This is a genomic window from Serratia sp. A07 (assembly GCF_058725505.1).
This window is the reverse complement of record NZ_JBZXDO010000007.1, coordinates 39,128-63,925: the sequence shown is the minus strand read 5'-3', so window position 1 is coordinate 63,925 and position 24,798 is coordinate 39,128. Positions and strand designations below refer to the sequence as shown.

The window sequence follows — 24,798 nt, the reverse complement described above, 5'->3', positions numbered from 1 at the left end:
GACTTAGTGCAACTGGTCGCTTTCGCCGGTGTTACCCGCATACAAAGCGGCAACATCAACCGGGTCAAAGACATAGTGGCTGCCACAGTAGTCGCAGTGCATGTCGATATTGCCGTCCTGCTCCAGCATGTCCGCCACTTCGTCGGTCGGCAGGGTCAGCAGCGCGTCGGCGCAACGCTGGCGCGAACAGGTGCAACGGAACTGCACGTCCTGCGGTTCGTACAGGGTGACCTCTTCCTGGTGATACAGGCGGTACAGCACTTCGTTGGCCGGCAGGCCGAACAGCTCTTCGCTTTTTACCGTGTTGGTCAGTTGCACCAGATGATCGAAATCATCGAGGTTGCCGTCCTGCGCCGGCAGCACCTGCAGCAGCATACCGGCCGCCGCGGCGTTGCCTTCCGCTTCGCCGGTGCGGATGAACAGGCGGGTTGGCAGCTGCTCGGACTGGCGGAAGTAGGCTTCCAGGCATTCGGCCAGGGTTTCACCTTCCAGACCGACTACGCCCTGATAGCGCTCGCCTTCCGTCGGCGAAATGGTGATGACCATGACGCCGTTGCCGATCATCTGATGCAAGGTGCTGTCGTCGGCGATAGGCGCCTGGGTGCGCGCAACGCCGCGCATCTCCTGACGGTTGTTGCCGTTGATCACCGCCAGCTTCAGCGGGCCGTCGCCTTGCAGCTGCACGGTGATGTCGCCGTCGAACTTCAGGGTCGCGGTCAGCAGACTGGTGGCGACCAGCAGTTCGCCCAGCAGCTTCTGTACCGGCGCCGGGTAGTCGTGGTTGTTCAGGATCTGCTGATAGGTTTCGCTGACGGTAACCAGCTCGCCGCGCACCGCGTAGTTTTCAAACAGGTAACGGTGCAATTGGTCATGGTTGGACATAATCTTCTCTCATTGCGGTGAGGGGTTATTCCGGCTCACCAAATTTAAATTTCATCAGGTCTCGCCGCTCCTTTTTGTCCGGACGACGGTCCGGATGCGGCATGGTCAACGCGTTCATCTTGCGCGCCAGCGCCATCTTTTCGCGGTTGGCGGTGCTGGCTTCGGTTTCCTGATACATTTGCTGCGCCTCGCCGGCGCCGCGGCGTTGGCTGGTCAGCGCCAGCACGATCACCGTACGTTCTTCGTTGCCTTGCCGCAGCTTGAGCTCGGCGTTGAGTTCGACAATCTTGCTCGGCTTGCCGCGCTGGCCGTTGTAATGCACCTTGCCGCCGTCGATCATTTCGCGTGCCAGCGCACGGGTCTTATAGAAGCGAGCGGCCCAGAGCCACTTATCCAGCCGTACCGCGTCGTCGCGCGTCGCTTTTTCCTTCATGCTTCCCCCTTGGCCAGCGCCGGTATCAGCAGGCGGTAGTCACGCATCGACGGATGGCGCTGGAAGCTTTTCTCCGCCGTACTGGAGTCCGGGTTTTGCACGCCCAGGCAGTAACGAATGCCGAAAGTGCGCGCCGCGTCGAGGATCGGCTCGCCGTCGTCGACGAACAGCGTGCGCTGCGGATTGAATCCGGTGTGCTGTTGCACCGCCTGCCACAGACGCTGATCTTCTTTCGGATAACCAAATGTGTGGGTGGAAAACAATAAATCAAGGTGCCGATCGAGGCCGGTATGCTCGATTTTCACCGCCAGGCTGTGCGGATGGGCGTTGGTCAGCAAAATGGTTTGCAGACCGGCGTCGCGCAGCGCCCGTAAAAACGGCTCGGTGTCTTCGCGCAGCCGGGCGCGGCTGCCGACTTCGCTGGTCATGCGGTAGATATCCAGATCCAACCGCTCGCTCCAGTAATCGAAGCAATACCAGTTCATGGTGTGCTGCACCGCCTGATACTCCCGCTCAATGATATGACGGGCTTCGTCGAAAGGAATGGCGCGCCTTTCGCTCAGCGCCTGCGGCACCAGGCTGAGCCAAAAGTGGCTGTCGAACTCCAGATCCAGCAAGGTGCCGTCCATATCCAGCAGCACGGTATCGATCTGCGGCCAATCAAACTCGGGAACCATAAAAACTCCACGGGCGGACCGACGGGCGGTCCGCAGATGAGAATAATAGCGTTAGCGTAGCATAAGCAGATGACAGGGCGGAGGCCCCGGCGTCAGGTTCAGGCCATCGGCCGCATCGACATCGGATTGAGCTGCGGATTGAAGCAGCTGTCGTAGTAACGCTGGATATCGGCGACGCGGTGCTGATTGATGCGCCGACGCTGCACCAGCCGCCAGGCGTTATAGCCCAGGCTGATGACGACCGCCAGCAACAGCAGACTGGTACCGAGGTAGCGCCACAGGGTGATCATGTCCGGTTCGCTGTGCAGCGCCACATGACGGGTGCCGTTGGCGTCGACGCTGAGGCTGGTGATCACGCCCTGTGCCTGGAAGGGGGTGTGCAGCAGCAGAGTGGAAAGGCGCTGCAACTCATTCCACTGGTCGAGGGCGTTGTATTCGCTCTGCGGCGCCGACGGCTGCGGATGGCTGACCAGCTGGCGGCCTTCGTCGCTGCTGATCAGGAAACCGCCCGGCGGCGGGCTGTTGAGCGCTGCGGCGGCCAAACGCGTTTCATTGAAGATGAACGACGATGTGGCCACTTTGGTCAGGCTTTCCAGCGACTCGGCGCTCACCGGGCGCAGCAGAACGTTGACGCCTTGCAGCGCGCCGGACCTGGCGCGTTTCACCAGGCCGCTCCAGTTTTTGGCGTTGCCCAGGTTGACCAGGGCGTTCTTCAACCGCACGCAGTCGCTTTCTGCCTGGCACAAATCCTGTGTTTTCAAAACGATATCAGAGAAGTCGTCCAACAGGATCATGCCGGATTTCTCGATGGCGCTGGCCAACTGCGGGTTGACCTTCTGATCGGCGCCGCTCGGATGCAGCTGGCTGTTGACCGTGGCCAGCAGGGCCGTCGCTTTGTCTATGACTTCCGATTCCGGCTGCGGCAGTGGGGCGGCGTTGTTCCAGTAGATGCCGGAACAGTCGAACGGCGCAAAATTGACGGCGCTGCCCCCATTGGCCGGCGGGGGCACATAGCACATGCCGCTGCCGCGCACTTTCAGCGTGTCGCCGATGCGCAGCGGCGTGGCTTCCAGCGCCTGAACGCTGGTCACTTCCACTTTTTGCGCACCCTGCAGCCAGGCCATGCTGAGGGTCAGCGGCAGGTTGAGCGGGATATAGATCAGCAGCAACAGCAGCACCAGCGCCGAGCTGGCGACCAGCACCGCGTTGCGGCCCCACTGCTGCAGCGGGAAGTTTTTCACTTCGTCATGCAGCGAGAGGAAGCGCCCCTGGCGCACTACCTGCCGATTGAGGTAGACGTCCACATCGGTGGTCTTGCCCAGGTCCTGCGTCAGGTAAGGCTGCCAATGCGGCGGGTAGATAAGATCGATGATGCCGAGTGAAATGTTGCTGATCTGCCCCTGGCCGGATTCGCCGAACAGGCCCCAGCGCTTCGGCGTACCGCGCAGACAGTGGATCTCTTTCAGCTCGCGTGACGCCGGACGGCGGAACAGGTTCCAGCATCCCCAGGCGATCATCAGCACCGCCACGAAAATCATCCAGGGGATCACCAGCACCGGGCTTATCAGGCTGAAGAACAGCAGCAGCAGCGCGGCGGAGATGATGACGGCTTCACGGATGCCGTTCGGCCGGTTCAGCGCATGCTCTTCCGGCGTTTCCTTGCGAATATTGACCAGCTCGACATGCTCGCTCTCTTCCTTGCGGATAGAGGCGTTTTTGGTCGGCACGGCGCTCACCACCGGCGGTTGCGGCCGGTCGTGAATATGATCTTTCAGCGAGTGCCCGTTGAGCGAAATCACCAGCGGCAGCGTCTGGGTACGGATCACTTCCACATGGTTGTCGGCGGTGATATAGGGTTCCCAAAACGGCGGCAGGTGCACCTCTTCGGCATCGAGGTAATAGCGCCATTTATTGGGATCGTCGCTGGCCAGCCCATAGCGGGTGATGGCGTGCGTGACGGGATAAACGTTATCGCTTTGCGGGGTGAGCGCCAGTTTGGCTGCGGGCAAGGTAGCGCCGCCGCCGGGCAACAGCTTGTTGCTCAGCTTGTTTTGCTGATTGAGATAGAACTCGACCGCAGCACGCTCTTCGTCGGTCAGCTTGCGGTGGGCAGGTTTGATAAACGGCAGCGCGTGCGCCAGCGCCGACGGGTTGCGCGCCTTGAACCACAGGTACAGGCCGGCGGCAATCAGGCAGACAAGCACTAAGGCCAATATCAACACTATTGTGCTCATGCAATCCCCATCTCACACCCGTGAATTTCGCCAACCTGATGAAAAGGTGAATATTATACGGAGTAAACCGCCAGGAGGCACCCAGAACTAATGAGGGAACAAACAGATTCTCGCTCTGGATCTCATTCCTTCATGACGCAAGGCCATTTTATCACTGATTCTTGCCTGCGTGATACTAGCAACCGGCCTCTGCCGTCGATATCGGTATTATCCTATTTTCATGCGTGCTGTTTGCTGAATCAGTACGGAAAATCGCCCGCCGCTGGCTACGCTTGTTAAAAGAAAGTAAATTACTGCTCATGCTCGTTGCGGCGGAGCTTACCCTTAACGCACAATGTGATCAGGATCGAATTTGGTCAGCGTTTGAGCGCCAACGAGCCGTGCGTTACGCCAATCATTATTTCGGTTGCCCCGTCCGCGCCTGGGTAACCTCTTTGAGGCAATCATGGATAAACACCTGCAAAAACCTAAAATTCTGAAAGTGGAAACCGTCGCGCGTTCGCGTTTGTTCAACGTCGAGTCGGTCGATTTGGAATTCAGCAACGGTGTGCGGCGGGTGTATGAGCGCATGCGTCCTTCGGATCGCGAAGCGGTGATGATCGTGCCGGTGATTGGCGATGACCTGCTGCTGATCCGCGAATATGCGGTAGGCACCGAATCCTATGAGCTGGGGTTCCCGAAAGGGCTGATCGATCCCGGTGAGGGGGTGCTGGAGGCCGCCAACCGCGAGCTGATGGAAGAGGTGGGATACGGCGCGAAGCGCTTCGATTTTCTCAGCAAGCTGACGATGGCGCCCTCATACTTTTCCAGCAAAATGAATATCGTGCTGGCGCACGATCTCTATCCGCAGAGTCTGGAAGGGGATGAGCCGGAGCCCCTGCCGCAGGTGCGTTGGCCGATCGCCGACATGATGGCGCTGCTGGCGGAACCGGATTTTCGTGAGGCGCGCAACGTCAGCGCGCTGTTCCTCTCAGAGGCATTTTTGCGCGCTTCGCGCTGATACGCTTCGCGCCAAACAAAAAAAGGGCCAGATTTCTCTGGCCCTTTTCGATCAGAACAGCTCGTGGCTTTCACCGCCCGGATCGGTCAACGTAGTGCCGGTATCGCGCGATGGGTAGTCCGTCGGCTGAGTGCCTTCGATGAAGTACTCGGAACGGCTACCGCCGCCACCGCCAGAGAGCTTGCCGCTGCTCTTGTCGATGGTGACACTGATGATGCCCGGCGGCGGCGTGACTTTCTGCTCCGGGATGCCTTCCAGCGCGGTCTTCATGAAGTCGTCCCACGCCGGCTGGGCGCTCTTGGCTCCGCCTTCACCGCCGGAAATCTGATCCGGGATGGCGCCGGATACCGTCGAACGGCCCAGGTCGCGGCGGTGATCGTCGAAACCGATCCACACCGACGTCACGGTATCCGGGCCATAGCCGGAGAACCAGGCGTCTTTGGAACTGTTGGTGGTACCGGTTTTGCCGCCGATGTCATGACGCTTCAGATCGCGCCCGGCGCGCCAGGCCGTGCCCATCCAACCCGGTTCACCGAAGATGTTGCTGTTCAGCGCGTCGTGGATGAGGAAGGCCAGCGGCGTGCTGATCACGTGCGGCGCATACTGTTGGTCGCCGTCCTGCTGCACCTGAGCCGGGGTAACCTGCTCCAGCTGCGGCATCGGCACCGTGCTGTTGCTGCCTTCCTGCGAGGTAGCGACGTTTTCGATGTTGTCGTCGGACAGCACCGCCGAACGGTGGGTGTCGCCGTAGATCACCGGCAGGTTGCAGCTGCTGCACACCACTTTCGGTTTGGCTTCGAACACCGTATTGCCGTTGTCGTCTTCAATTTTGGTGATGAAGTACGGGTCAACCAGGTAACCGCCGTTCGCCAGCACCGCGTAGCCGCGTACCAGCTGCATCGGGGTGAAGGAGGCGGAGCCCAGCGCCAGCGATTCGGTATGCACGATGTTCTGCGCCGGGAAGCCGAAGCGCTGCAGATATTCCGCCGCGTAGTCGACGCCCATCGCACGCATCGCGCGCACCATCACCACGTTCTTCGATTGCCCCAGTCCCTGCCGCAGGCGAATCGGGCCGTCGTAGGTCGGCGGCGAGTTCTTCGGCCGCCAGTCGGTGCCGGCGCCGGCATCCCAACGGGTAATCGGCAAGTCGTTCAGAATGGTGGCCAGCGTCAGGCCTTTATCCATCGCGGCAGTGTACAGGAACGGTTTGATGTTCGACCCTACCTGGCGCAGAGCCTGCGTGACGCGGTTGAACTTGCTCTGGTTGAAATCGAAGCCGCCAACCAGCGCTTTCACCGCGCCGTCGTTCGGGTTGATTGAGACCAGCGCCGAGTTGACGTCCGGCACCTGCGACAGCCACCAGGCCTCGTTCACTTTACGCACCCACACCTGCTGGCCGGCCTGCACCACGTCGGTGACGCGTTTCGGCGTTGGGCCTTGCTGCGTGTCTGAACGGTATGGGCGCGCCCAGCGCATGGTCGCCATCGGCAGGGCAATGCTGCTGCCGTCGGCCAGCATCGCCGTCGCTTCCTGCGGGTTGGCGGCGGTGATCACCGCCGGCGCCAGCGGGCCGTAGTTCGGCAGGTTTTTCAGCGAATCAACAATCTGTTTGCGATCCCAGGCCGCTTCGCCGACTTTCCACAACACGTTGGACGGGCCGCGGTAGCCGTGGCGCATGTCATAGGCCAGCACGTTGTTGCGTACCGACTCCTGCGCCGCCAGCTGCAGCCGCTTGGTGACGGTGGTGTAAACCTTGTAACCGTCGGTATAGGCATTTTCACCGTAGCGCTTGATCATCTCCTGACGCACCATCTCGGAGAGATACGGCGCGGAGAAGCTGATTTCCGGCGCATGGTAGTTGGCGACCAGATCTTCGGCGCGCGCCTGATCGTACTGCGCCTGCGTGATGTAGTGTTCGTCCAGCATGCGCGACAGCACCACGTTGCGACGGGCAACGGCGCGATCGTGCGAATAGAGCGGGTTGAAGGTGGACGGCGCTTTCGGCAGGCCGGCGATGGTCGCCATTTCGCTCAGGGTCAGCTGGCTGACGTCTTTGCCGAAATAGACCTGCGCGGCGGCGCCCACGCCGTAGGCGCGGTAACCCAGATAGATCTTGTTCAGATACAGCTCAAGGATTTCATCCTTGGTGAGCATCTGCTCGATGCGCACAGCCAGGAAGGCTTCCTTGATTTTACGCATCAGGGTGCGTTCCGGGCTTAAGAAGAAGTTACGCGCCAGCTGTTGGGTAATGGTACTGGCCCCCTGCGAAGCGTGGCCGGAGACCAGCGCGATGGAGGCGGCGCGGAAGATGCCGACCGGATCGACGCCGTGGTGATCGTAGAAGCGGCTGTCTTCGGTGGCGATGAATGCGTGCACCATCACCGGTGGAATTTGATCCAGCTTCAGCGGAATGCGGCGCTTCTCGCCGTATTGGGCGATCAGTTCGCCATCGGCGCTGTAAACCTGCATCGGTATTTGCAGCCGCACATCTTTCAGCGTTGCGACGTCGGGCAGCTGTGGCTCGACATATTTGTACAAGCCGAAAATCGAGGCTGCTCCCAGCACGATGCAACATACTGCAAGGATTAGTAAATACTTTACGAACTTCACCTGAGATTTCCCATTTCTAAGTCATTTGGGCAGTTTATAAACAACCGCGCGGTAGTATAAAGGCAAGCCTGCGACATGGATATGTTCTTTTATCATCTGATGTTATGGAGGCTTGCGAAACATGTTCCCTCAAGCATGGCAGGTGGGGCTGGATATACAAATCGACTGCGTGCGGGCGGTGGCGGCCCAACGCCGCCGCAACGGCTGGCAGTTGCGCCACTGGTGGCAGCAGGCGCTGCCGCAGGCAGTTTTACGCGACGGCTGCCTGGAACCTTCCGAATTCCTGATCCGGGCGCTGCGGCAATGGCGCGTCCAGCTGCCGCGACATATTTCCTTACGCATTGCCCTGCCGGCGCAGCGTGTGTTGCAGCAGCGTATGGCACGGCCTGATGCGCGGCTGCGCGAGCCGGAACGCAGCGACTATATCGGCGGCCACGGTTTGAAGCAGTTTCCGCTCGACGGCCAGACGCTGGCGCTCGACTATCGCGCCGCACCGGGGGATGAGGCGGCGCTGCTGTTGACCGCCGCGCGGCGGCAGGAACTGCAGCAGTGGCTGCTTTGTCTGCGTCAGGCTGGCCTGCATCCGCAGGCGGTCGATATCACCCCCTGCGCGCTGCGGATGATGGCGACGGCGGCAGGCGTGCCGCCCGCCGCGGGGCTGATGCATCGCCTCGAACGAGAATGGCTGTGGGTGGCGCCGGCCGATGGCGCCTTCGCCTTTGGTCTGGCGCCGGGCGACGATGGCGCCCAGGCGCTGCGGGCGCTGCAAGCCCAGACGCCGGCGGGCGACGATCGGCCTGTCTATGCCGGCAGCGTGCTGGCGGGAGCCCTGCCCGCCGGCTGCCTGGCCTGGTCGCCGCTCAGCGCCTTTACGCAGCTGCGTCCGCCGTTGCCCGTGCATCCCTCGGCGTTCGCGTTGGCCGGTGGTCTGGCGCTGCGCGAGGAGGATCGTTGATGTATCAGGTTAACTTTCTGCCCTGGCGCCAGCGCCGCGATCGGCGACGCGCCTATTTCTGGCTGGGCGTGCTGCTGTTGCAGGTAACGGCGCTGCTGCTGGCACTGTTCCTGGCCGCCGGCCAACTGCGTCACCAACAGACGCAGCGGCAGGCGCGGCAGGCGATGCTGGGTGAGGAGCTGGCGGCATTGACGTCGCTCGCCCGCCAGCAGCAGCAAGAGCGGGCGCAGCAAGCGATGCACAGTGCCCGCGCCGAACGGCAGGCAAATAACGCCCAACATAACCGGCGTTATTTGCAGCTGCTGCAGCAATTGTCCTCCAGCATTCCTCCGCCGCTGTGGCTCACGGCGTTGGACTGCAATGCGGCGAACGGCCTGCGGCTGCGTGGATTGAGCCGCTCTCCTGCGGCCATCACGCAGTTCGAACGGCGGCTGGCGGGGATACCTGCGTTGCCACGGCTGCATTTGGCGGAGATGGCGCAACGCGAAGACGGCCTGTACTCCTTTCATCTGGCGGCGCAGTGGGGGCGTGATGGATAGCCGTTTGTCCTCCGGGCTGCGCCTCTGGCTGAGCTTACCGGGCTGGCTATTGCTGCTGTCGCAAGGGTTGGGCATCGGCACGCTGGCGCTGTTGGGCGGCGGTTGGCTGCTGCAAGACGAATGGCGTCAGCGGGAAAATGCGGCGGAGCGGCAACAGCGCCTGCTGCAACAGATCGCTATGGTGCAGAGCCAGTTGGAAGAGACGCCGCAAACCATTATCCCGGCGGCGGTGCTTGCGCCGACCACCACCGGCGATTTGGCGAGCGTGCTGCAACGGGCGGGGAGCGCTTTGCTGCGCTGGCAGCGGCAGGAAAAACCGCTACGGCAAACGCTGAGTTTGCGCATTGACTACGCCGGTTTGTTGGCGCTGCTGGAGGCGCTGCCCGCCGATTTGCGCCTCGAGCAGCTGAGCGTGGAGACGCTGCCCCTTGGCATGACGGCGCGGTTGGTTTTGCAGGATGCCACCGAGGAGCAGGCAGATGAGTAAAAGACCCGGCCGTGGGTGGTGGTGGCTGCTATGGCCGTGGGCCCTATGTGCTGAGCCGCGCGACCCGTTTGCGCCGCCTCCGCTGCCTGCTTGTGCCCAAACGGCGGCATCGCCGGCGGGCTGGCGACTGAAAGGCGTCATCGGGCAACCGACGCTGCGCTATGGCTGGGTGGTGACGCCGGCGGGGCAGTGGCTGCGCCTGCGGCCGCAGCAGCGGGTGCTGGCCGAGCGTTGGCAGGTGACGCAGGTGCAGGCGCGCAGCCTGACGTTAACGGCGCTGGCGGCCGAACCGGATTGCCCGGCGAGCCAGGGCGACATCTCGCTGATAATGGACAACAAGGATGGGAAACCATGAAAGGACGCGCTGGATTGGGCGTGGCGCTGTGGTGTCTGACGCTCGGCGCCGCACAGGCGCAGGATAAACAGGTTATTTCGCTGGAGTTTCAGGATGCGCCGGTCACGGTCATCCTGCAGGCGCTGGCGGATTATCGGCAGATGAACCTGATCGCCGCGCCCGGCGTGAGCGGCAACCTGACGCTGCGGCTGGAGAATGTGCCCTGGCCTCAGGCGCTGGCGCTGACCCTGCGCATGGGCAAATTGGCGATGACGCGTGAGGGTAACGTGATGCTGATTGCGCCGGAGCCGGACGCGCAGGAAAAAAGGCAGCAGCGAGAGGCGCTGGCGCAGCGGCAACCGCTGCACAGCCTGAGCCTGACGTTACAGAACGGCGATGCGGCGGAGATTGCCGAAAGCCTCAATGCCCAACGCGGCGCCTTGCTCAGCGAGCGGGGCAGCGTGCTGGCGGATAAGCGCACCAATACGCTGCTGCTGCGCGACACCGCGCCGATCCTGGCGCAGTTGAAAAAGCGGGTAACGGAAATGGACGCGCCGCTGGCACAGGTCCAGCTGGCGGCGCATATCGTGACCATCAACAGCGAAAGCCTGCGCGAACTCGGCGTGCGTTGGGGATTGGCGCCTGACGACAGGCCGGCGCAGCCGCTGCGGCCGGGCAATCTCGGCGTCAACCTGCCGCTGGAGCGCAGCGCGGTGAACGCCGGTTTCCATCTGGCGCGCATCAGCGGGCGTTTGCTGAGCCTCGAGCTGACGGCGCTGGAACAGGAGAATCAGGTGGAGATCATCGCCAGCCCGCGCCTGCTGACGGCGCACCTGCAAACCGCCAGCATCAAGCAGGGAACCGAGATCCCTTACGAAGTGTCAAGCGGCGCCAGCGGTGCGACCGCCATCGAGTTCAAAGAGGCGGTGCTGGGCATGGAGGTGACGCCGAAAGTGTTGCCGGACGGGCGCATCACGCTGACGTTGCACATCAGCCAAAATATGCCGGGGCGCGCCATCAGCCGGGGCGCGGGGGAAGCGCTGACCATCGATAAACAGGAGATTAAAACGCAGATCACGGTGAAAAACGGTGAAACCCTGGTGCTCGGCGGTATTTTTCAACGGCATAGCGGCAAGACGGCGGACAAGGTGCCGGGATTGGCGGATGCGCCGTTATTGGGAGGCTTGTTCCGACAAAGCGGCGCACAACAGAAAAAACGTGAGCTGGTGATCTTCATTACGCCGACCCTGATTAAGGGATAAGCGGCTACCTGTCAGCCGGACGGCAAATCTCCTAAAGTTGATGAGCAGATACACTTTTTTATCTCCTTGGGGGGATCTGCGTTTGACGCTGCGGCCGATTTAGCTTACAAGGGTTACCGAATTGAGCACCGAGGTTTTTTGTTAGCGTCAAGACGCCGTTAAAAACATATGGTTTCCCTCCCGCGGCGTGGATTGCGATTTATTCGGTTGCCAAACTACCAAGAGTGTTGAGATAATTTTTCGTCTGATCTCGCACTATCGCTCATGAGGTTTCAGTTTAGGTCCCGCCGCTGATTTGATTGGCGGGGCGGGTTAACATTAACGAATTGTCTTAGTAATACCGAAAAACATGGCAGAGAAACGCAATATCTTTCTGGTTGGGCCTATGGGTGCCGGCAAAAGCACTATTGGCCGTCAGTTAGCTCAGCAACTCAATATGGAGTTCTTCGACTCCGATCAAGAAATTGAGCGACGTACCGGAGCTGACGTGGGCTGGGTATTCGACGTGGAAGGGGAAGAAGGTTTCCGCGATCGTGAAGAAAAAGTCATTAATGAACTGACGGAAAAACAAGGGATTGTGTTGGCGACCGGCGGCGGTTCGGTGAAGTCGCGCGAAACGCGCAACCGTCTGTCCGCGCGCGGCGTGGTGGTCTATCTGGAAACCACGATCGAAAAGCAGCTGGCTCGTACCCAGCGTGATAAAAAACGCCCGCTGCTGCAGGTCGATTCTCCGCCGCGTGAAGTGCTGGAAGCCTTGGCGAAAGAGCGCAATCCGTTGTATGAAGAGATTGCCGATGTCACCATCCGCACCGACGATCAGAGCGCTAAAGTGGTTGCTAACCAGATCATCAACATGCTGGAAAGCAACTGATTGTCGATTTTCGCGTTCGCCGTCGGCCAATGCGGAAAACTGATTTGTGTTCCCCGCCGCTGCGGGGATCAACCACCGCCGCACCATACAGAGAACTGAGCGCGACATGGAGAGAATTACTGTAACGCTTGGGGAGCGCAGCTACCCGATTACCATCGCCGCCGGATTGTTTAACGATCCGGCTTCTTTTATGCCGTTGAAGGCGGGTGAGCAAGCGATGTTGGTCACCAACCAGACCCTGGCGCCGCTCTATCTGGAGCGCGTCCGGCAGGTGCTGGAGCGGGGCGGCATCGTGGTGGATCAGGTGATCCTTCCCGATGGTGAGCAGTACAAATCTCTGGCGGTGTTGGAGCAGGTGTTTTCGGCGCTGCTGGAAAAACCGCACGGGCGCGACACGACGCTGATCGCGCTCGGTGGCGGCGTTGTCGGCGATCTGACCGGCTTTGCCGCCGCGTGCTATCAACGCGGCGTGCGCTTCATTCAGGTTCCCACCACGCTGTTGTCGCAGGTGGATTCTTCCGTGGGCGGCAAGACCGCCGTCAACCACCCGCTCGGCAAAAACATGATCGGCGCTTTCTATCAACCCGCTTCGGTGGTGGTTGATCTGGATTGCCTGAAAACGTTGCCGACGCGTGAACTCTCTTCCGGTCTGGCTGAAGTCATCAAATACGGGATCATCCTCGATCGCGAGTTCTTCGTCTGGCTGGAAAACAACATCGATGCGCTGATGGCGTTGGATATGCAGGCGTTGGCCTACTGTATCCGCCGCTGCTGCGAGCTGAAGGCTGAGGTCGTGGCCGCCGACGAACGCGAAAGCGGCCTGCGCGCCTTGCTGAATCTGGGCCATACTTACGGCCACGCCATCGAAGCCGAAATGGGCTACGGCGTATGGCTGCACGGCGAAGCGGTGGCTGCGGGCATGGTGATGGCGGCGGAAACCGCGCACCGTCTCGGCCAGTTCTCCGTTGAAGATATCGAACGCATCAAAGCGCTGCTGCTGCGCGCCGGCTTGCCGGTCTGCGGGCCGCAGGAAATGACGCCGGAATCCTATCTGCCGCACATGTTGCGCGACAAGAAAGTGCTGGCGGGTGAACTGCGTCTGGTGCTGCCGACCGCGATCGGTGCGGCGGAAGTGCGCGGCGGCGTAGGGCATGAGCTGGTGCTGGCGTCGATCGCCGCCTGCCTGCCTGAGCAGCAGCGTAATTAAATCGGACCAAGTAACAGTGGCTTAGCCGCCATTTGCATCTATATTAATACAGTGAGCAGAGCACGACGGGTGTCGCTTTGCCATCATCGGGTTAATCTGCCCGTGCCACGGTAGGTCTACGGTGGTGGGCTTTTGCCTCTAGTTGGAGGGTTTCAGATGGACGAGTTTAAACCGGAAGACGATCTCAGACCTGATAGCAGCGATCGTCGTCCTACGCGTTCGCGCAAGCCGGCCGCCGCGCCGCGCTTCGCCGTTTCGCGCCAGCATTTGATGATCGGCATCGGCATTTTGGTGCTGTTGCTGCTGATTATCGGTATCGGTTCCGCCTTGAAGGCGCCGACCAAGCATGAGGCGGCTCAGGATAGCGGCGCGCAAAACGGCGCGGCTCGCGATATCAACCTGTCCGGTTCTTCGTCGCTGACCACCGCCAACAACGGCGTGCCGGGCGGCACGACGGATACCCACGACAACAACGGCGTGAGTACGACTCAGCCGCAGCAACCGCAGAACGTCAGCGTTCCGCCGATCTCCGGCACGCCGACCGAAGCGCAAACTCAGCCTCAGCAGGGCGGTGCGCAGCAGCGCGTCGATCTGCCGGGCAACATGGCGGATGCGCTGTCGCAGCAGCAGGGGCAAGTGGATGCCGCGACCCAGGGCATGACCGGCGCAGCGTCGACGCTGCCGACCGCACCGGCGACGGTGATGAGCGGCACCGCGGCGCGCGAGGCGACTCGCCCTGTGCAAGGTACCGCGCAGCAACAGCATAAAACGCCGGCGAAAACCGCCGCCACCAAACCGACCGCGACGCAGCATAAATCGCCGACTACGGTGTATACGCCGCCGGTCAAGCCGTCTTCCACCGCGAAAGCGGGAGCGGTCAGCAGCAGCGGCAGTTCGCTGCAGTCTGCACCGGGCAGCCATTACACGCTGCAGCTGAGCAGCGCTTCGCGTTCCGATACGCTGAACGCCTACGCCAAACAGCAGAAGCTGCAGAACTACCTGGTGTACGCCACCAAGCGTGACGGCAAACCGTGGTATGTGCTGGTAAGCGGCAACTACGCGTCTTCCGCAGAAGCGAAGCGCGCCATTGCTTCGTTGCCGGCGGATGTACAGGCGAAAAAACCATGGGTCCGACCTGTACATCAGGTACAGCAAGATCTTAAAAAATAAATCATTTAAATTTGTGCGCTGATGTGCTGTCTGAAACAGAGTACAATCCGCCGCTCTGAATTGTATAAGTAGCTAATTGACGGCATGAAGAAAAACCGCGCTTTTTTAAAATGGGCTGGTGGAAAATACCCGCTGGTAGACGAGATTCGTCGCCATCTGCCGGCGGGAGACTGCTTAATCGAGCCCTTCGTGGGTGCGGGATCCGTCTTCCTGAATACGGATTACGACGCCTACATTCTCGCCGACATCAATAGCGATCTTATCAACCTGTATAACATCGTTAAGCTGCGCACGGATGACTTCGTGCGCGATGCCCGCACGCTTTTCGCCGATGAATTCAATAACTCGGATCAGTTTTACCTGCTGCGAGAAGAGTTCAATACTAGCACCGAGCCTTACCGCCGGGCGCTGCTGTTCCTGTACCTGAACCGCCACTGTTATAACGGCCTGTGCCGCTATAACCTGCGCGGCGAGTTCAACGTACCGTTCGGCCGCTACAAGAAACCGTACTTCCCGGAAGAAGAGCTCTACTGGTTTGCTGAAAAATCGCGCAATGCCACTTTTGTCTGCGAGCATTACCGCGATACCATGGCGAAGGCCGTGGCCGGCGCCGTGGTGTATTGCGATCCGCCTTATGCGCCGCTGTCGGCGACGGCGAATTTCACCGCTTACCACACCAACAGCTTCAGCATCGCCGATCAGCAGAGCCTGGCGCAACTGGCGCATCAGCTCTCGGTAGAGAGCCGGGTACCGGTATTGATCTCCAATCACGATACCGAACTGACGCGCGACTGGTACCAGAATGCTGCGCTGTATGTGGTGAAAGCGCGCCGCACGATCAGCCGCAATATTCTCGGCCGCAGCAAAGTGAACGAGCTTTTGGCGCTGTATCGCTAAGCCGGGGGCACCCCGGCGCATAACAACTCGACCCTACGTTTGGAGAAGCGGATGAAAAAGTTTTTGATTGCCCCGTCCATTCTGTCGGCAGATTTTGCCCGGTTAGGTGAAGATACCGCCAACGTGCTGGCCGCAGGCGGTGACGTGGTGCACTTCGACGTGATGGACAACCACTACGTGCCCAATCTGACCATCGGTCCGATGGTGTGCGAAGCGCTGCGCAATTACGGTATTACCGCGCCGATTGACGTGCACCTGATGGTCAAACCGGTGGACCGCATCGTGCCTGATTTCGCCAAGGCCGGCGCGTCTTATATCTCTTTCCACCCCGAAGCTTCCGAGCATGTCGATCGCACCATTCAGCTGATCAAAGAGCACGGCTGTAAAGCCGGCCTGGTGTTCAACCCGGCCACGCCGCTGAGCTATCTCGACTACGTGATGGATAAAATCGACGTGATCCTGCTGATGTCGGTTAACCCGGGCTTCGGCGGCCAGTCGTTCATCCACGGCACCCTGGACAAGCTGCGCCAGGTGCGCAAGCTGATCGACGACAGCGGTCGCGACATCCGCCTGGAAGTCGACGGCGGGGTGAAGGTGGATAACATCGCCGAAATCGCCGCTGCGGGCGCCGATATGTTCGTCGCCGGTTCCGCCATCTTTGGCCAGCCGGACTACCGCAAGGTGATCGACGAGATGCGCAGCGAGTTGGCGAAGGTTTCCCATGGCTGATTTCGGCGCGATCCGCGCATTGGCCTTCGATCTGGACGGCACGCTGGTCGACAGCGCGCCGGGCCTGGCGGCCGCCATCGATATGGCGCTGGAAGAAGCGGGCCTGCCGCAAGCGGGTGAGGAGCGGGTTGGCACCTGGATCGGCAACGGCGCCGACGTGCTGGTGCAGCGCGCGCTGCGCTGGGCGGAAGCGGAAGGCACGCCGGAACAGTGCGGCCGGCTGCGTGAACGCTTCGACCATTTCTATGCGCAGACCGTCGACAGCGGCAGCCGCCTGTTCCCGCAGGTGCAAGAGACGCTGGCCCGACTGGCCGCGCACGGCTACCCGATGGCGCTGGTGACCAACAAGCCGACGCCGTTCGTGGCGCCGCTGCTGGCATCGTTGGGGATTGGCGACTATTTCTCGCTGGTGATCGGCGGCGACGACGTGACGGAAAAGAAACCGCACCCGGCGCCGTTGTATCTGGTGCTCGGCAAGCTTGGGCTGCGCGCGCATGAACTGCTGTTCGTCGGCGATTCACGCAACGATATTCAAGCCGCGCAGGGCGCCGGTTGCCCAAGCGTCGGTTTTACCTACGGTTATAACTACGGTGAATCGATAGCCCTGAGCCACCCCGATCGGGTGTTGGAGCGCTTCGCCGATTTGTTGCCCGCTCTTGGGCTGTCATCTTTAGAGAATCAGGAAATTTAAACATGAGTAAGCCCATCGTATTTAGCGGCGCGCAGCCGTCCGGCGAACTGACCATCGGCAACTACATGGGTGCGCTGCGTCAGTGGGTGCAGATGCAGGACGACTACGACTGCATCTACTGCATCGTCGATCTGCATGCCATCACCGTGCGCCAGGATGCCGAGAAACTGCGCAAGGCCACGCTGGATACGCTGGCGCTGTACCTGGCCTGCGGTATCGATCCGGAAAAAAGCACCATCTTCGTGCAGTCGCACGTGCCTGAGCACACGCAGCTGAGCTGGGTGCTGAACTGCTACACCTATTTCGGCGAACTGAGTCGCATGACGCAGTTCAAAGACAAATCCGCGCGCTACGCGGAGAACATCAACGCCGGGCTGTTCAGCTATCCGGTGCTGATGGCGGCGGATATCCTGCTGTATCAAACCAACCAGGTGCCGGTGGGCGAAGACCAGAAGCAGCACCTGGAACTGAGCCGCGACGTGGGGCAGCGTTTCAACGCGCTGTATGGCGACGTGTTCAAAGTGCCGGAGCCGTTTATTCCTAAATCCGGCGCGCGCGTGATGTCGCTGCAGGAACCGACCAAGAAGATGTCCAAGTCGGACGATAACCGCAACAACGTGATCGGCCTGCTGGAAGATCCGAAAGCGGTGACCAAGAAGATTAAGCGCGCAATGACCGACTCGGAAGAGCCGCCTGTCGTGCGTTACGACGTGGTCAACAAGGCGGGCGTCTCTAACCTGCTGGATATTCTCGCCGGCGTGACCGGCAAGAGCATCGCGCAGCTGGAAGCCGAGTTCGAAGGCCAGATGTACGGCCACCTGAAAGGCGCGGTGGCGGAAGCCGTCTCCGGCATGCTGGGTGAGCTGCAGGAGCGCTATCACCGCTTCCGTAACGACGAAGCCTATCTGCAGCAGGTGATGCGCGACGGCGCCGCCAAGGCCCGCGCACGCGCGCAGGAAACCCTGGCGAAGGTCTATCAGGCCGTTGGTTTCGTACCGCCGCAGGCGTAACGCCGGCGAAAATAAAAAAAGCGGCCACGGGCCGCTTTTTTTATGTCGGTATCACGCCATTTGCGCCAGGCTGACGGGTGATGCCTCGCTGGCGAACCAGTTGAGTTTGCTGCGCAGGCTGACCACGCTGCCGACGATGATCAGGCTGGGGCTGGCGGCCTGCAGTGACAGGGCGCCCAGTTGGCCGAGCTCGCCTTCGATCACCCGCTGGTGGCAGGAAGTGCCGTTTTCTACCAGCGCCACCGGCGTGGTGGCCGCCAATCCATTCACGATCAGCTGGCGCTGGATCTCCGCCGCCTGCGACAGCCCCATATAGAACACCAGCGTCTGTTGCCCGGCGGCCAGCGTCGCCCAGTCCAATCCGCCGTCGGCCTTGGCGTGGCCGGTCACCAGGCGCACGCTCTGCGCATGGTCGCGGTGGGTAAGCGGGATACCGCTGTAGGCGGAACAGCCGGAGGCGGCGGTGATGCCCGGCACCACCGAGAACGGCACGTTGGCGTCCGCCAGCGTCTCCAGCTCTTCGCCGCCGCGGCCGAAGATAAAGGGGTCGCCGCCTTTCAGGCGCACCACGCGTTTGCCTTGCTGCGCCTGCTGCAGCAGGATTTGGTTGATTTGCTCTTGCGGCACGCAGTGGTGGCCGGCGCGTTTGCCGACGAAGATGCGTTCGGCGTCGCGGCGCACCAGCGTCATGATCTCTTCGGAGACCAGCCGGTCGTAAACCACCACGTCGGCCTGCTGGATCTGCTGCAGCCCTTTCAGCGTCAGCAAGCCGGCATCGCCCGGCCCGGCGCCCACCAGCACCACTTCACCGCGATCTTCCGGCTGTTCGCTGAACAGCTGCTCGAGCTGGCGTTCGGCCAGCGTGGCGTCGTCGTTGGCCAGCGACTGCGCCAGCCGATCGTGGGCGAATAACCGTTCCCAGAAGCGACGGCGCGCGCCGAGGCTGCTGAAGCGTTGTTTTACCCGCTGCCGCAGCGAGCCGCCCAGCTGGGCCAGCTTGCCGAGGTGCTGCGGCAGCATCGCTTCCAGCTTCTCGCGCAGCAGCCGCGCCAGCACCGGCGCTTTGCCGCCGGAGGACACCGCCACCATGATCGGCGAACGATCGATGATTGACGGCATGATAAAGCTGGCGCGTTTCGGATCGTCCACCACGTTGCAGAACACCCGCTGCCGGTTGGCGCACTGATACACCAGTGCGTTGACCTCCAGCCGGTCGGTGGCGGCGATCACCAGCCATTTTTCCGCCAGCAGGGCCGGGCTGAATTCGCCTTCGGCCAGCGTCAACCGGCCTTCTTCCGCCCACAGGCGGAACTGCGGGGTGAAGTCCACGGCGTTGACGGTCAGCGCTGCGCCGGCGTCCAGCAGCAGGCGCGCCTTGCGTTCGGCGATCTCGCCGCCGCCCACCAGCAGGCAGGCTTTATGTTGCAGTTGGCAGAAAATCGGCAGGTAGTCCATCGGCACTCCTCGGGGTAATCAGTGTGGGGGCGAAATGCGCCCCCGAAAACTCAGGCGGTCTGACGTGCGGCGGCTTTCGCCGCCTGCGGGCGTTCGGCGCGCGGCGTGGCGTACCAATACCCCAGGCCCATCAGCACCGAGCCGGACAGGATATTGCCCAGCGTCACCCACAGCAGGTTGTGGCCGATGCCGGTGAGGGTATAGGCCTCGCTGTGGTTGCCGAACCAGGAGAGGGCGAACAGCGTCATGTTGGCGACGGAGTGTTCGTAACCCGAGGCGATAAAGGCCAGCAGGCACCACCAAATGGCGATGAACTTGGCGGCGCCTTCTACGCGGATCGCCATCCAAATCGCCAGGCAAACCAGCCAGTTGCACAGCACCCCCTTGAAGAACAGGACTTCGGCCGGCGCGGTGGTTTTCGCCAGCGCGGCGCTGTGCACCAGGCTGGTATCCACCGGCAGCAGGCTGCCGCCGCCGTAGTAATACATCAGCGCCACCAGCACCGAGCCGAGCAGGTTGCCGAGCCAGGTTTGCGGCAGCACCGCCCACATCTGGCTTTGGCGGATGGTGCCGGCCTTGACGCCGAGCGTCAGGAACATCGTATGGCCGGTGAACAGCTCGGAACCGGCGATGATCACCAGCGTCAGCGCGATGCCGAAGGTGGCGCCCATCACCAGCGGCCGCACGCTTGGGTCGACCAGGTTGCCGAGTGTGAAGATCAGGATGATGCCGAGGCCGACGTAGGCACCGGCCATCGCCGAGCTGATCCAGAAGCCGAGCGGGCTCTCCTTCGCCAGGCGGACGATGCGCGCCGCGTTGGCGGCGCATTTATTGATCGTGTCGGTAAACATGTTGCCTCCCGAAAGGTTATGCCGCGACTTGCACGATGCCGTCGACCACCCGGCTGGTGAAGCTGGCGACGGAACGGCTGTCGTCTTCCAGACAGTGGCCGTCGTACAGGCGGAAATGTTGTTTCTTCAGCGGGCTGGCGACCCACAGCTCGCCCTGATGCTCGGCGATGAGGCCGCGCGACAGCACGCTGGCCTGGGCGAACGGGTCGATATTGCTGATGGCGAACACCTGCTCGTCGGCATAGGGGCGGAACACCGCCACCTGCCGATCGCCGATCAGGGCGCACACGCCGGTGCCGGGCAGAATGTCGGCGACGGGACAAACGGTAATCCACTGGCTCATGCGTGGCTCTCCTCGGTATCGATCAGGGTGACGGGAATGCGCTCGTCCGGGCGCGCAGGGCGGTGCTGGTCGCGTTCGGCCACCACCTGCACATTCGGATCGCGCAGCGGGCTGTTGATGAAGTGGGCGAAGCGCAGCTGCGTTTCCGGATGCTCGACGGTCTCTTTCCACTCGCAAATCACCGCGTCGCGCAGGTGGGCGATCTCCGCTTCCAGTTGGTCGTTGATGCCGAGCTTGTCGTCGACGATCACCTTGCGCAGGTAGTCGATACCGCCTTCCAGGCTTTCCAGCCACACCGAGGTGCGCTGCAGTTTATCGGCGGTGCGGATATAGAACATCATGAAGCGGTCGAGATAGCGCACCAGCGTCTCGCGATCGAGGTCGGCGGCCAGCAGGTCGGCGTGGCGCGGTTTCATGCCGCCGTTGCCGCAGACGTACAGGTTCCAGCCGTTCTCGGTGGCGATGATGCCGACGTCCTTGCCCTGCGCTTCGGCGCATTCACGGGTGCAGCCCGAGACGCCGAACTTCATTTTGTGCGGGGTGCGGATGCCTTTGTAGCGATGTTCCAGCGTGACGCCGAAACCGACGCTGTCGCCGACGCCGTAGCGGCACCAGGTGCTGCCGACGCAGGTTTTCGCCATGCGCAGCGCCTTGGCGTAAGCGTGGCCGGTTTCAAAGCCGGCGGCGAGCAGCTTGCGCCAGATGGCCGGCAGATCGTCTTTCTGCGCGCCGAACATGCCGATGCGCTGCGAGCCGGTCATTTTGGTGTAGAGATTGTACTCCTTGGCGATCTGGCCAATGGCCAGCAGGCCGTCCGGGGTGATTTCGCCGCCGGCGGAGCGTGGGATCACCGAGTAGGTGCCGTCTTTCTGGATATTGCCGAGGAAGTTGTCGTTGGTATCCTGCAGCGGCGTATGCTGCGGCTTGAGGATGTATTCGTTCCAGCACGAGGCCAGCAGCGAGCCGACGGTGGGTTTACACACTTCGCAGCCGTAGCCTTTGCCGTATTTGGCCAGCAGCGCCTCGAACGACTTGATGCCTTCGACGCGGATCAGGTGGAACAGCTCCTGGCGCGAATAGGCGAAGTGTTCGCACAGGTGGTGGTTGACCTCGATGCCTTGCTTGCTCAGCTCGGCGTTCAGCACTTGGGTGAGCAGCGGGATGCAGCCGCCGCAGCCGGTGCCGGCCTTGGTTTCGGCCTTCAGCGCCGCTACGGTGTGGCAGCCTTTGTTGACTGCCTGGATGATGTCACCTTTGCTGACGTCGAAGCAGGAGCAGATCTGCGCGCTTTCCGGCAGCGAATCCACGCCGATGGCCGGTTTGCTGCCCGCGTGGGCCGGCAGGATCAGGCCGTCCGGGTTTTCCGGCAGTTCGATGTCGTTCAACGCCAGCTGCAGCAGGTTGCCATAATCGCTGGTGTCGCCCACCAGCACCGCGCCGAGCAGGGTTTTGTTGTCGGCGCTGACCACGATGCGTTTGTAGACTTCTTTGCTTTCATCCAGATAAACGTAGCTGCGGGCGCCCTCGGTGCGGCCGTGGGCATCGCCGATGCCGCCGACGTCTACGCCCAGCAGCTTCAGCTTGGCGCTCATGTCGGCGCCCTGGAAGCCGTTTTCGCGGCCCAGCAGGTGATCGACGGCCACCTGCGCCATTTTGTACCCCGGCGCCACCAGGCCGAAGGTGCGATCGCGCCAGGCGGCGCACTCACCGATGGCGTACACGTCCGGATCCGACGTCTGGCAGCTGTCGTTGATGGCGATGCCGCCGCGGCGGCCAATCTCCAGCCCGCACTGACGCGCCAGCTTGTCCTGGGCGCGGATGCCGGTGGAGAACACGATGAAATCCACTTCCAGCAGGCTACCGTCGGCGAAATGCATGGTTTTGCGCGCCGTGCCGCCGCCGTTGACGATCTCCTGGGTATTTTTGCCGGTGTGTACCTTGACGCCCATGCGCTCGATCTTACGGCGCAGCTGATCACCGCCCATCGGGTCGAGCTGTTCGGCCATCAGCACCGGAGCGAACTCGATCACGTGCGTTTCCACCCCCAAGCTTTTCAGCGCGCCGGCGGCTTCCAGCCCCAACAGTCCGCCGCCGACTACCGCACCGCGTTTGCTGCGGCGCGCGCAGGCTTCGATGGCGTTCAGATCTTCGATGGTGCGGTAAACGAAGCAGTCCTGGCTATCCGAGCCTTTAATCGGCGGGATCCACGGATAGGAGCCGGTGGCCATGATCAGCTTGTCGTAATAGACGGTGCGGCCGGTGTTGGAGTGGATCACCTTCTCGTCGCGATTGATGGTGATAGCGCGCTCGCCGACCAGCACCTTCACGCCGTGTTTTTCGTAAAAGCCTTCGCGCACCAGCGACAGCTCTTCGGCGGTGTGGTGCGAGAAGTAGGAGGAAAGGTGCACGCGATCGTAAGCGATGCGTGGCTCTTCGCAAAATACGGTGATTTCGAACTGGTCTTTGTCTGCTTTATCCAACAGATCTTCGATGAACCGGTGGCCGACCATGCCATTGCCGACGACGGCAAGTTTGACTCTGCTCATTATTGCCTCAAAATTCTGGTTTCCTAGGCTTACCTTATCTCTCCCGATGGGCAATTTATTGATGCAAATCAATCACACCCTTATATACCTCTAACGTGGTATATGGATGATTTTTCACGTTTTTTGATAAGTTGCGGATTTTATTCACCTTTAGCTGAAGCGAGTCAGTTTGCATGCAAATTACCCCACAGGGAGTAAACACAGGGGGTAGGCAGGCAACGGCGACTTTGTCAGCGCGATCCGCTGCCAGTATGATGAAGAAAACCAGCGCAACGGCAGAGGTGAAGGGTGGCGAAACGTCCATTGAAGTTTATCGACAACCTGCGTTTAAGCGGGCATGAAGGGTTGTGGCAACTGGCGATCGAACAGGGGCGCATCGCGCATCTGGTGCCGCAGCCGGAAGGGCAGGAGTGGCGCAGCGACGTGTTGGATGCGCAGGGCGGGCTGGCGTTGCCGGCGTTCGTCGAACCACATATCCACCTGGATACCACGCAAACCGCCGGTCAGCCGGCCTGGAACCAGTCCGGCACGCTGTTCGAGGGCATTGAGCGCTGGGCCGAACGTAAAGCGTTGCTGACCCATGAAGACGTCAAACAGCGCGCCTGGCAAACGCTCAAGTGGCAGATCGCCAACGGCGTGCAGTATGTGCGCACCCACGTCGACGTTTCCGATCCCACGCTGACCGCGCTGCGTGCCATGCTGGAGGTGAAGCAGGAGGTGGCGCCCTGGGTGACGCTGCAGATCGTCGCCTTCCCGCAGGAGGGAATCCTTTCCTATCCTAACGGCGAAGCGCTGCTTGAAGAGGCGCTGCGGCTGGGGGCCGACGTGGTGGGTGCCATTCCGCACTTCGAATTCACCCGCGAATACGGCGTGGAGTCGCTGCATAAGGCGTTCGCGCTGGCGCAAAAATACGATCGGCTGGTGGACGTGCACTGCGATGAAATCGACGACGAGCAATCGCGCTTCGTCGAGACCGTGGCGGCGCTGGCGTTGAAGCTGGAGATGGGGGCGAAAGTCACCGCCAGCCACACCACGGCGATGCACTCTTACAACGGCGCTTACGCCTCGCGGCTGTTCCGCCTGCTGAAAATGTCCGGCATCAACTTCGTCGCCAACCCGCTGGTGAATATTCACCTGCAGGGGCGTTTCGACAGCTACCCGAAACGGCGCGGCGTGACGCGGGTGAAGGAGATGCTGGAGGCAGAGATCAACGTCTGCTTCGGCCATGACGACGTGTTCGATCCCTGGTACCCGCTCGGCACCGCCAACATGCTGCAGGTGCTGCATATGGGGCTGCACGTGTGCCAGCTGATGGGCTATGGCCAGATCGACGATGGGTTGAAGCTGATCACCCACCACAGCGCGCGCACCCTTAACCTGAGCGACTACGGCCTGGCGGCCGGCAACAGCGCCAACCTGGTGATCCTGCCGGCGGAAAGCGGCTTCGACGCAGTGCGCCGCCAGACGCCGGTGCGTTATTCGATTCGCCAGGGAGCGGTGATCGCCGAAACGCGGCCGGCGGAAACCACGCTGCATTTGCAGCAGGATGAGACGGTGGATTTTCGGCGCTAAGGCGCAAAAAAAGGGCGCCTTGCGGGCGCCCTTGATGTATTTG

23 protein-coding genes are annotated in these 24,798 nt (G+C 61.5%); 14 read left to right on the top strand and 9 right to left on the bottom strand.

Annotated elements, in window-relative coordinates; translation table 11 throughout:
* Positions 1-3: 3 nt before the first annotated feature.
* The 4 genes from hslO to AC4PR2_RS09885 form a co-directional block, all read right to left on the bottom strand.
* Entirely contained in the window at positions 4-882 is an 879-nt protein-coding gene (hslO, locus tag AC4PR2_RS09900; RefSeq protein ID WP_015379307.1) for an Hsp33 family molecular chaperone HslO, read from the bottom strand.
* A 25-nt stretch (positions 883-907) separates the two neighbouring features.
* Positions 908-1,315, bottom strand: a complete 408-nt coding sequence (gene hslR / locus AC4PR2_RS09895; protein ID WP_197786628.1) for a ribosome-associated heat shock protein Hsp15 — start codon at positions 1,313-1,315, stop codon at positions 908-910.
* Positions 1,312-1,992, bottom strand: coding sequence for a GMP/IMP nucleotidase (gene yrfG, locus AC4PR2_RS09890; protein WP_025304546.1), 681 nt, complete (start codon positions 1,990-1,992; stop codon positions 1,312-1,314). Before yrfG ends, hslR begins: the two co-directional genes overlap by 4 nt.
* A gap of 98 nt (positions 1,993-2,090) precedes the next feature.
* Positions 2,091-4,226, bottom strand: coding sequence for an IgaA/UmoB family intracellular growth attenuator (locus AC4PR2_RS09885; RefSeq protein ID WP_197803744.1), 2,136 nt, complete (start codon positions 4,224-4,226; stop codon positions 2,091-2,093).
* Positions 4,227-4,671: 445 nt separating this feature from the next.
* Between AC4PR2_RS09885 and nudE the strand changes: the two genes are divergently transcribed.
* A complete protein-coding gene (nudE, locus tag AC4PR2_RS09880; RefSeq protein WP_038878156.1) occupies positions 4,672-5,226 on the top strand; it encodes an ADP compounds hydrolase NudE in 555 nt (184 codons plus the stop codon).
* Between the two features lie 51 nt (positions 5,227-5,277).
* On the opposite strand, the gene mrcA is transcribed toward nudE, so the two are convergent.
* Positions 5,278-7,836, bottom strand: coding sequence for a peptidoglycan glycosyltransferase/peptidoglycan DD-transpeptidase MrcA (gene mrcA / locus AC4PR2_RS09875; RefSeq protein WP_047729686.1), 2,559 nt, complete (start codon positions 7,834-7,836; stop codon positions 5,278-5,280).
* A gap of 121 nt (positions 7,837-7,957) precedes the next feature.
* Here mrcA and pilM point away from each other — a divergent pair, with 121 nt between their 5' ends.
* The 12 genes from pilM (at position 7,958) to trpS (ending at position 17,988) form a co-directional block, all read left to right on the top strand.
* Entirely contained in the window at positions 7,958-8,791 is an 834-nt protein-coding gene (gene pilM / locus AC4PR2_RS09870) for a pilus assembly protein PilM (protein WP_060424519.1), read from the top strand.
* Complete coding sequence (locus AC4PR2_RS09865; protein ID WP_060424521.1) at positions 8,791-9,330, top strand: PilN domain-containing protein; 540 nt, start codon at positions 8,791-8,793, stop codon at positions 9,328-9,330. The genes pilM and AC4PR2_RS09865 overlap by 1 nt, the downstream gene beginning before the upstream one ends.
* Positions 9,323-9,817, top strand: coding sequence for a hypothetical protein (locus AC4PR2_RS09860; RefSeq protein WP_149571539.1), 495 nt, complete (start codon positions 9,323-9,325; stop codon positions 9,815-9,817). The genes AC4PR2_RS09865 and AC4PR2_RS09860 overlap by 8 nt, the downstream gene beginning before the upstream one ends.
* Entirely contained in the window at positions 9,810-10,172 is a 363-nt protein-coding gene (locus AC4PR2_RS09855) for a HofP DNA utilization family protein (RefSeq protein WP_048232072.1), read from the top strand. The genes AC4PR2_RS09860 and AC4PR2_RS09855 overlap by 8 nt, the downstream gene beginning before the upstream one ends.
* Entirely contained in the window at positions 10,169-11,413 is a 1,245-nt protein-coding gene (gene hofQ / locus AC4PR2_RS09850) for a DNA uptake porin HofQ (RefSeq protein ID WP_102985414.1), read from the top strand. Before AC4PR2_RS09855 ends, hofQ begins: the two co-directional genes overlap by 4 nt.
* A 349-nt stretch (positions 11,414-11,762) precedes the next feature.
* Complete coding sequence (gene aroK, locus AC4PR2_RS09845) at positions 11,763-12,284, top strand: shikimate kinase AroK (RefSeq protein ID WP_004391482.1); 522 nt, start codon at positions 11,763-11,765, stop codon at positions 12,282-12,284.
* A gap of 106 nt (positions 12,285-12,390) precedes the next feature.
* Positions 12,391-13,491 (top strand): 3-dehydroquinate synthase, encoded by a 1,101-nt coding sequence (gene aroB, locus AC4PR2_RS09840; protein WP_149571537.1) that lies wholly within the window; start codon positions 12,391-12,393, stop codon positions 13,489-13,491.
* A 156-nt stretch (positions 13,492-13,647) separates the two neighbouring features.
* Positions 13,648-14,661, top strand: coding sequence for an SPOR domain-containing protein (locus AC4PR2_RS09835; RefSeq protein WP_330113112.1), 1,014 nt, complete (start codon positions 13,648-13,650; stop codon positions 14,659-14,661).
* A gap of 84 nt (positions 14,662-14,745) precedes the next feature.
* Positions 14,746-15,558, top strand: a complete 813-nt coding sequence (gene dam, locus AC4PR2_RS09830) for an adenine-specific DNA-methyltransferase (RefSeq protein WP_038878140.1) — start codon at positions 14,746-14,748, stop codon at positions 15,556-15,558.
* 51 nt (positions 15,559-15,609) lie between these two features.
* Entirely contained in the window at positions 15,610-16,287 is a 678-nt protein-coding gene (gene rpe, locus AC4PR2_RS09825) for a ribulose-phosphate 3-epimerase (protein WP_019456160.1), read from the top strand.
* The gene (locus tag AC4PR2_RS09820; protein WP_038878137.1) at positions 16,280-16,978 is read left to right on the top strand and encodes a phosphoglycolate phosphatase; all 699 of its coding nucleotides are present in this window, start codon (positions 16,280-16,282) and stop codon (positions 16,976-16,978) included. Before rpe ends, AC4PR2_RS09820 begins: the two co-directional genes overlap by 8 nt.
* Before the next feature lie 2 nt (positions 16,979-16,980).
* Positions 16,981-17,988: a tryptophan--tRNA ligase gene (gene trpS / locus AC4PR2_RS09815; protein ID WP_025304534.1), complete on the top strand. Its 1,008-nt coding sequence runs from the start codon at positions 16,981-16,983 to the stop codon at positions 17,986-17,988.
* 51 nt (positions 17,989-18,039) lie between these two features.
* Here the strand turns inward: trpS and cysG are convergent, their stop codons facing one another.
* From cysG to nirB, 4 genes are read right to left on the bottom strand one after another with little or no spacing between them, the layout of a single operon-like run.
* Entirely contained in the window at positions 18,040-19,443 is a 1,404-nt protein-coding gene (cysG, locus tag AC4PR2_RS09810) for a siroheme synthase CysG (RefSeq protein WP_087762468.1), read from the bottom strand.
* A 50-nt stretch (positions 19,444-19,493) separates the two neighbouring features.
* Positions 19,494-20,294, bottom strand: a complete 801-nt coding sequence (gene nirC, locus AC4PR2_RS09805) for a nitrite transporter NirC (protein ID WP_087762469.1) — start codon at positions 20,292-20,294, stop codon at positions 19,494-19,496.
* Positions 20,295-20,310: 16 nt separating this feature from the next.
* The gene (gene nirD / locus AC4PR2_RS09800) at positions 20,311-20,637 is read right to left on the bottom strand and encodes a nitrite reductase small subunit NirD (RefSeq protein ID WP_038878129.1); all 327 of its coding nucleotides are present in this window, start codon (positions 20,635-20,637) and stop codon (positions 20,311-20,313) included.
* Positions 20,634-23,183: a nitrite reductase large subunit NirB gene (gene nirB / locus AC4PR2_RS09795; RefSeq protein ID WP_492175076.1), complete on the bottom strand. Its 2,550-nt coding sequence runs from the start codon at positions 23,181-23,183 to the stop codon at positions 20,634-20,636. The genes nirD and nirB overlap by 4 nt, the downstream gene beginning before the upstream one ends.
* A 303-nt stretch (positions 23,184-23,486) precedes the next feature.
* Between nirB and AC4PR2_RS09790 the strand changes: the two genes are divergently transcribed.
* A complete protein-coding gene (locus tag AC4PR2_RS09790) occupies positions 23,487-24,755 on the top strand; it encodes a cytosine deaminase (protein WP_207188402.1) in 1,269 nt (422 codons plus the stop codon).
* Positions 24,756-24,798 lie beyond the last annotated feature (43 nt).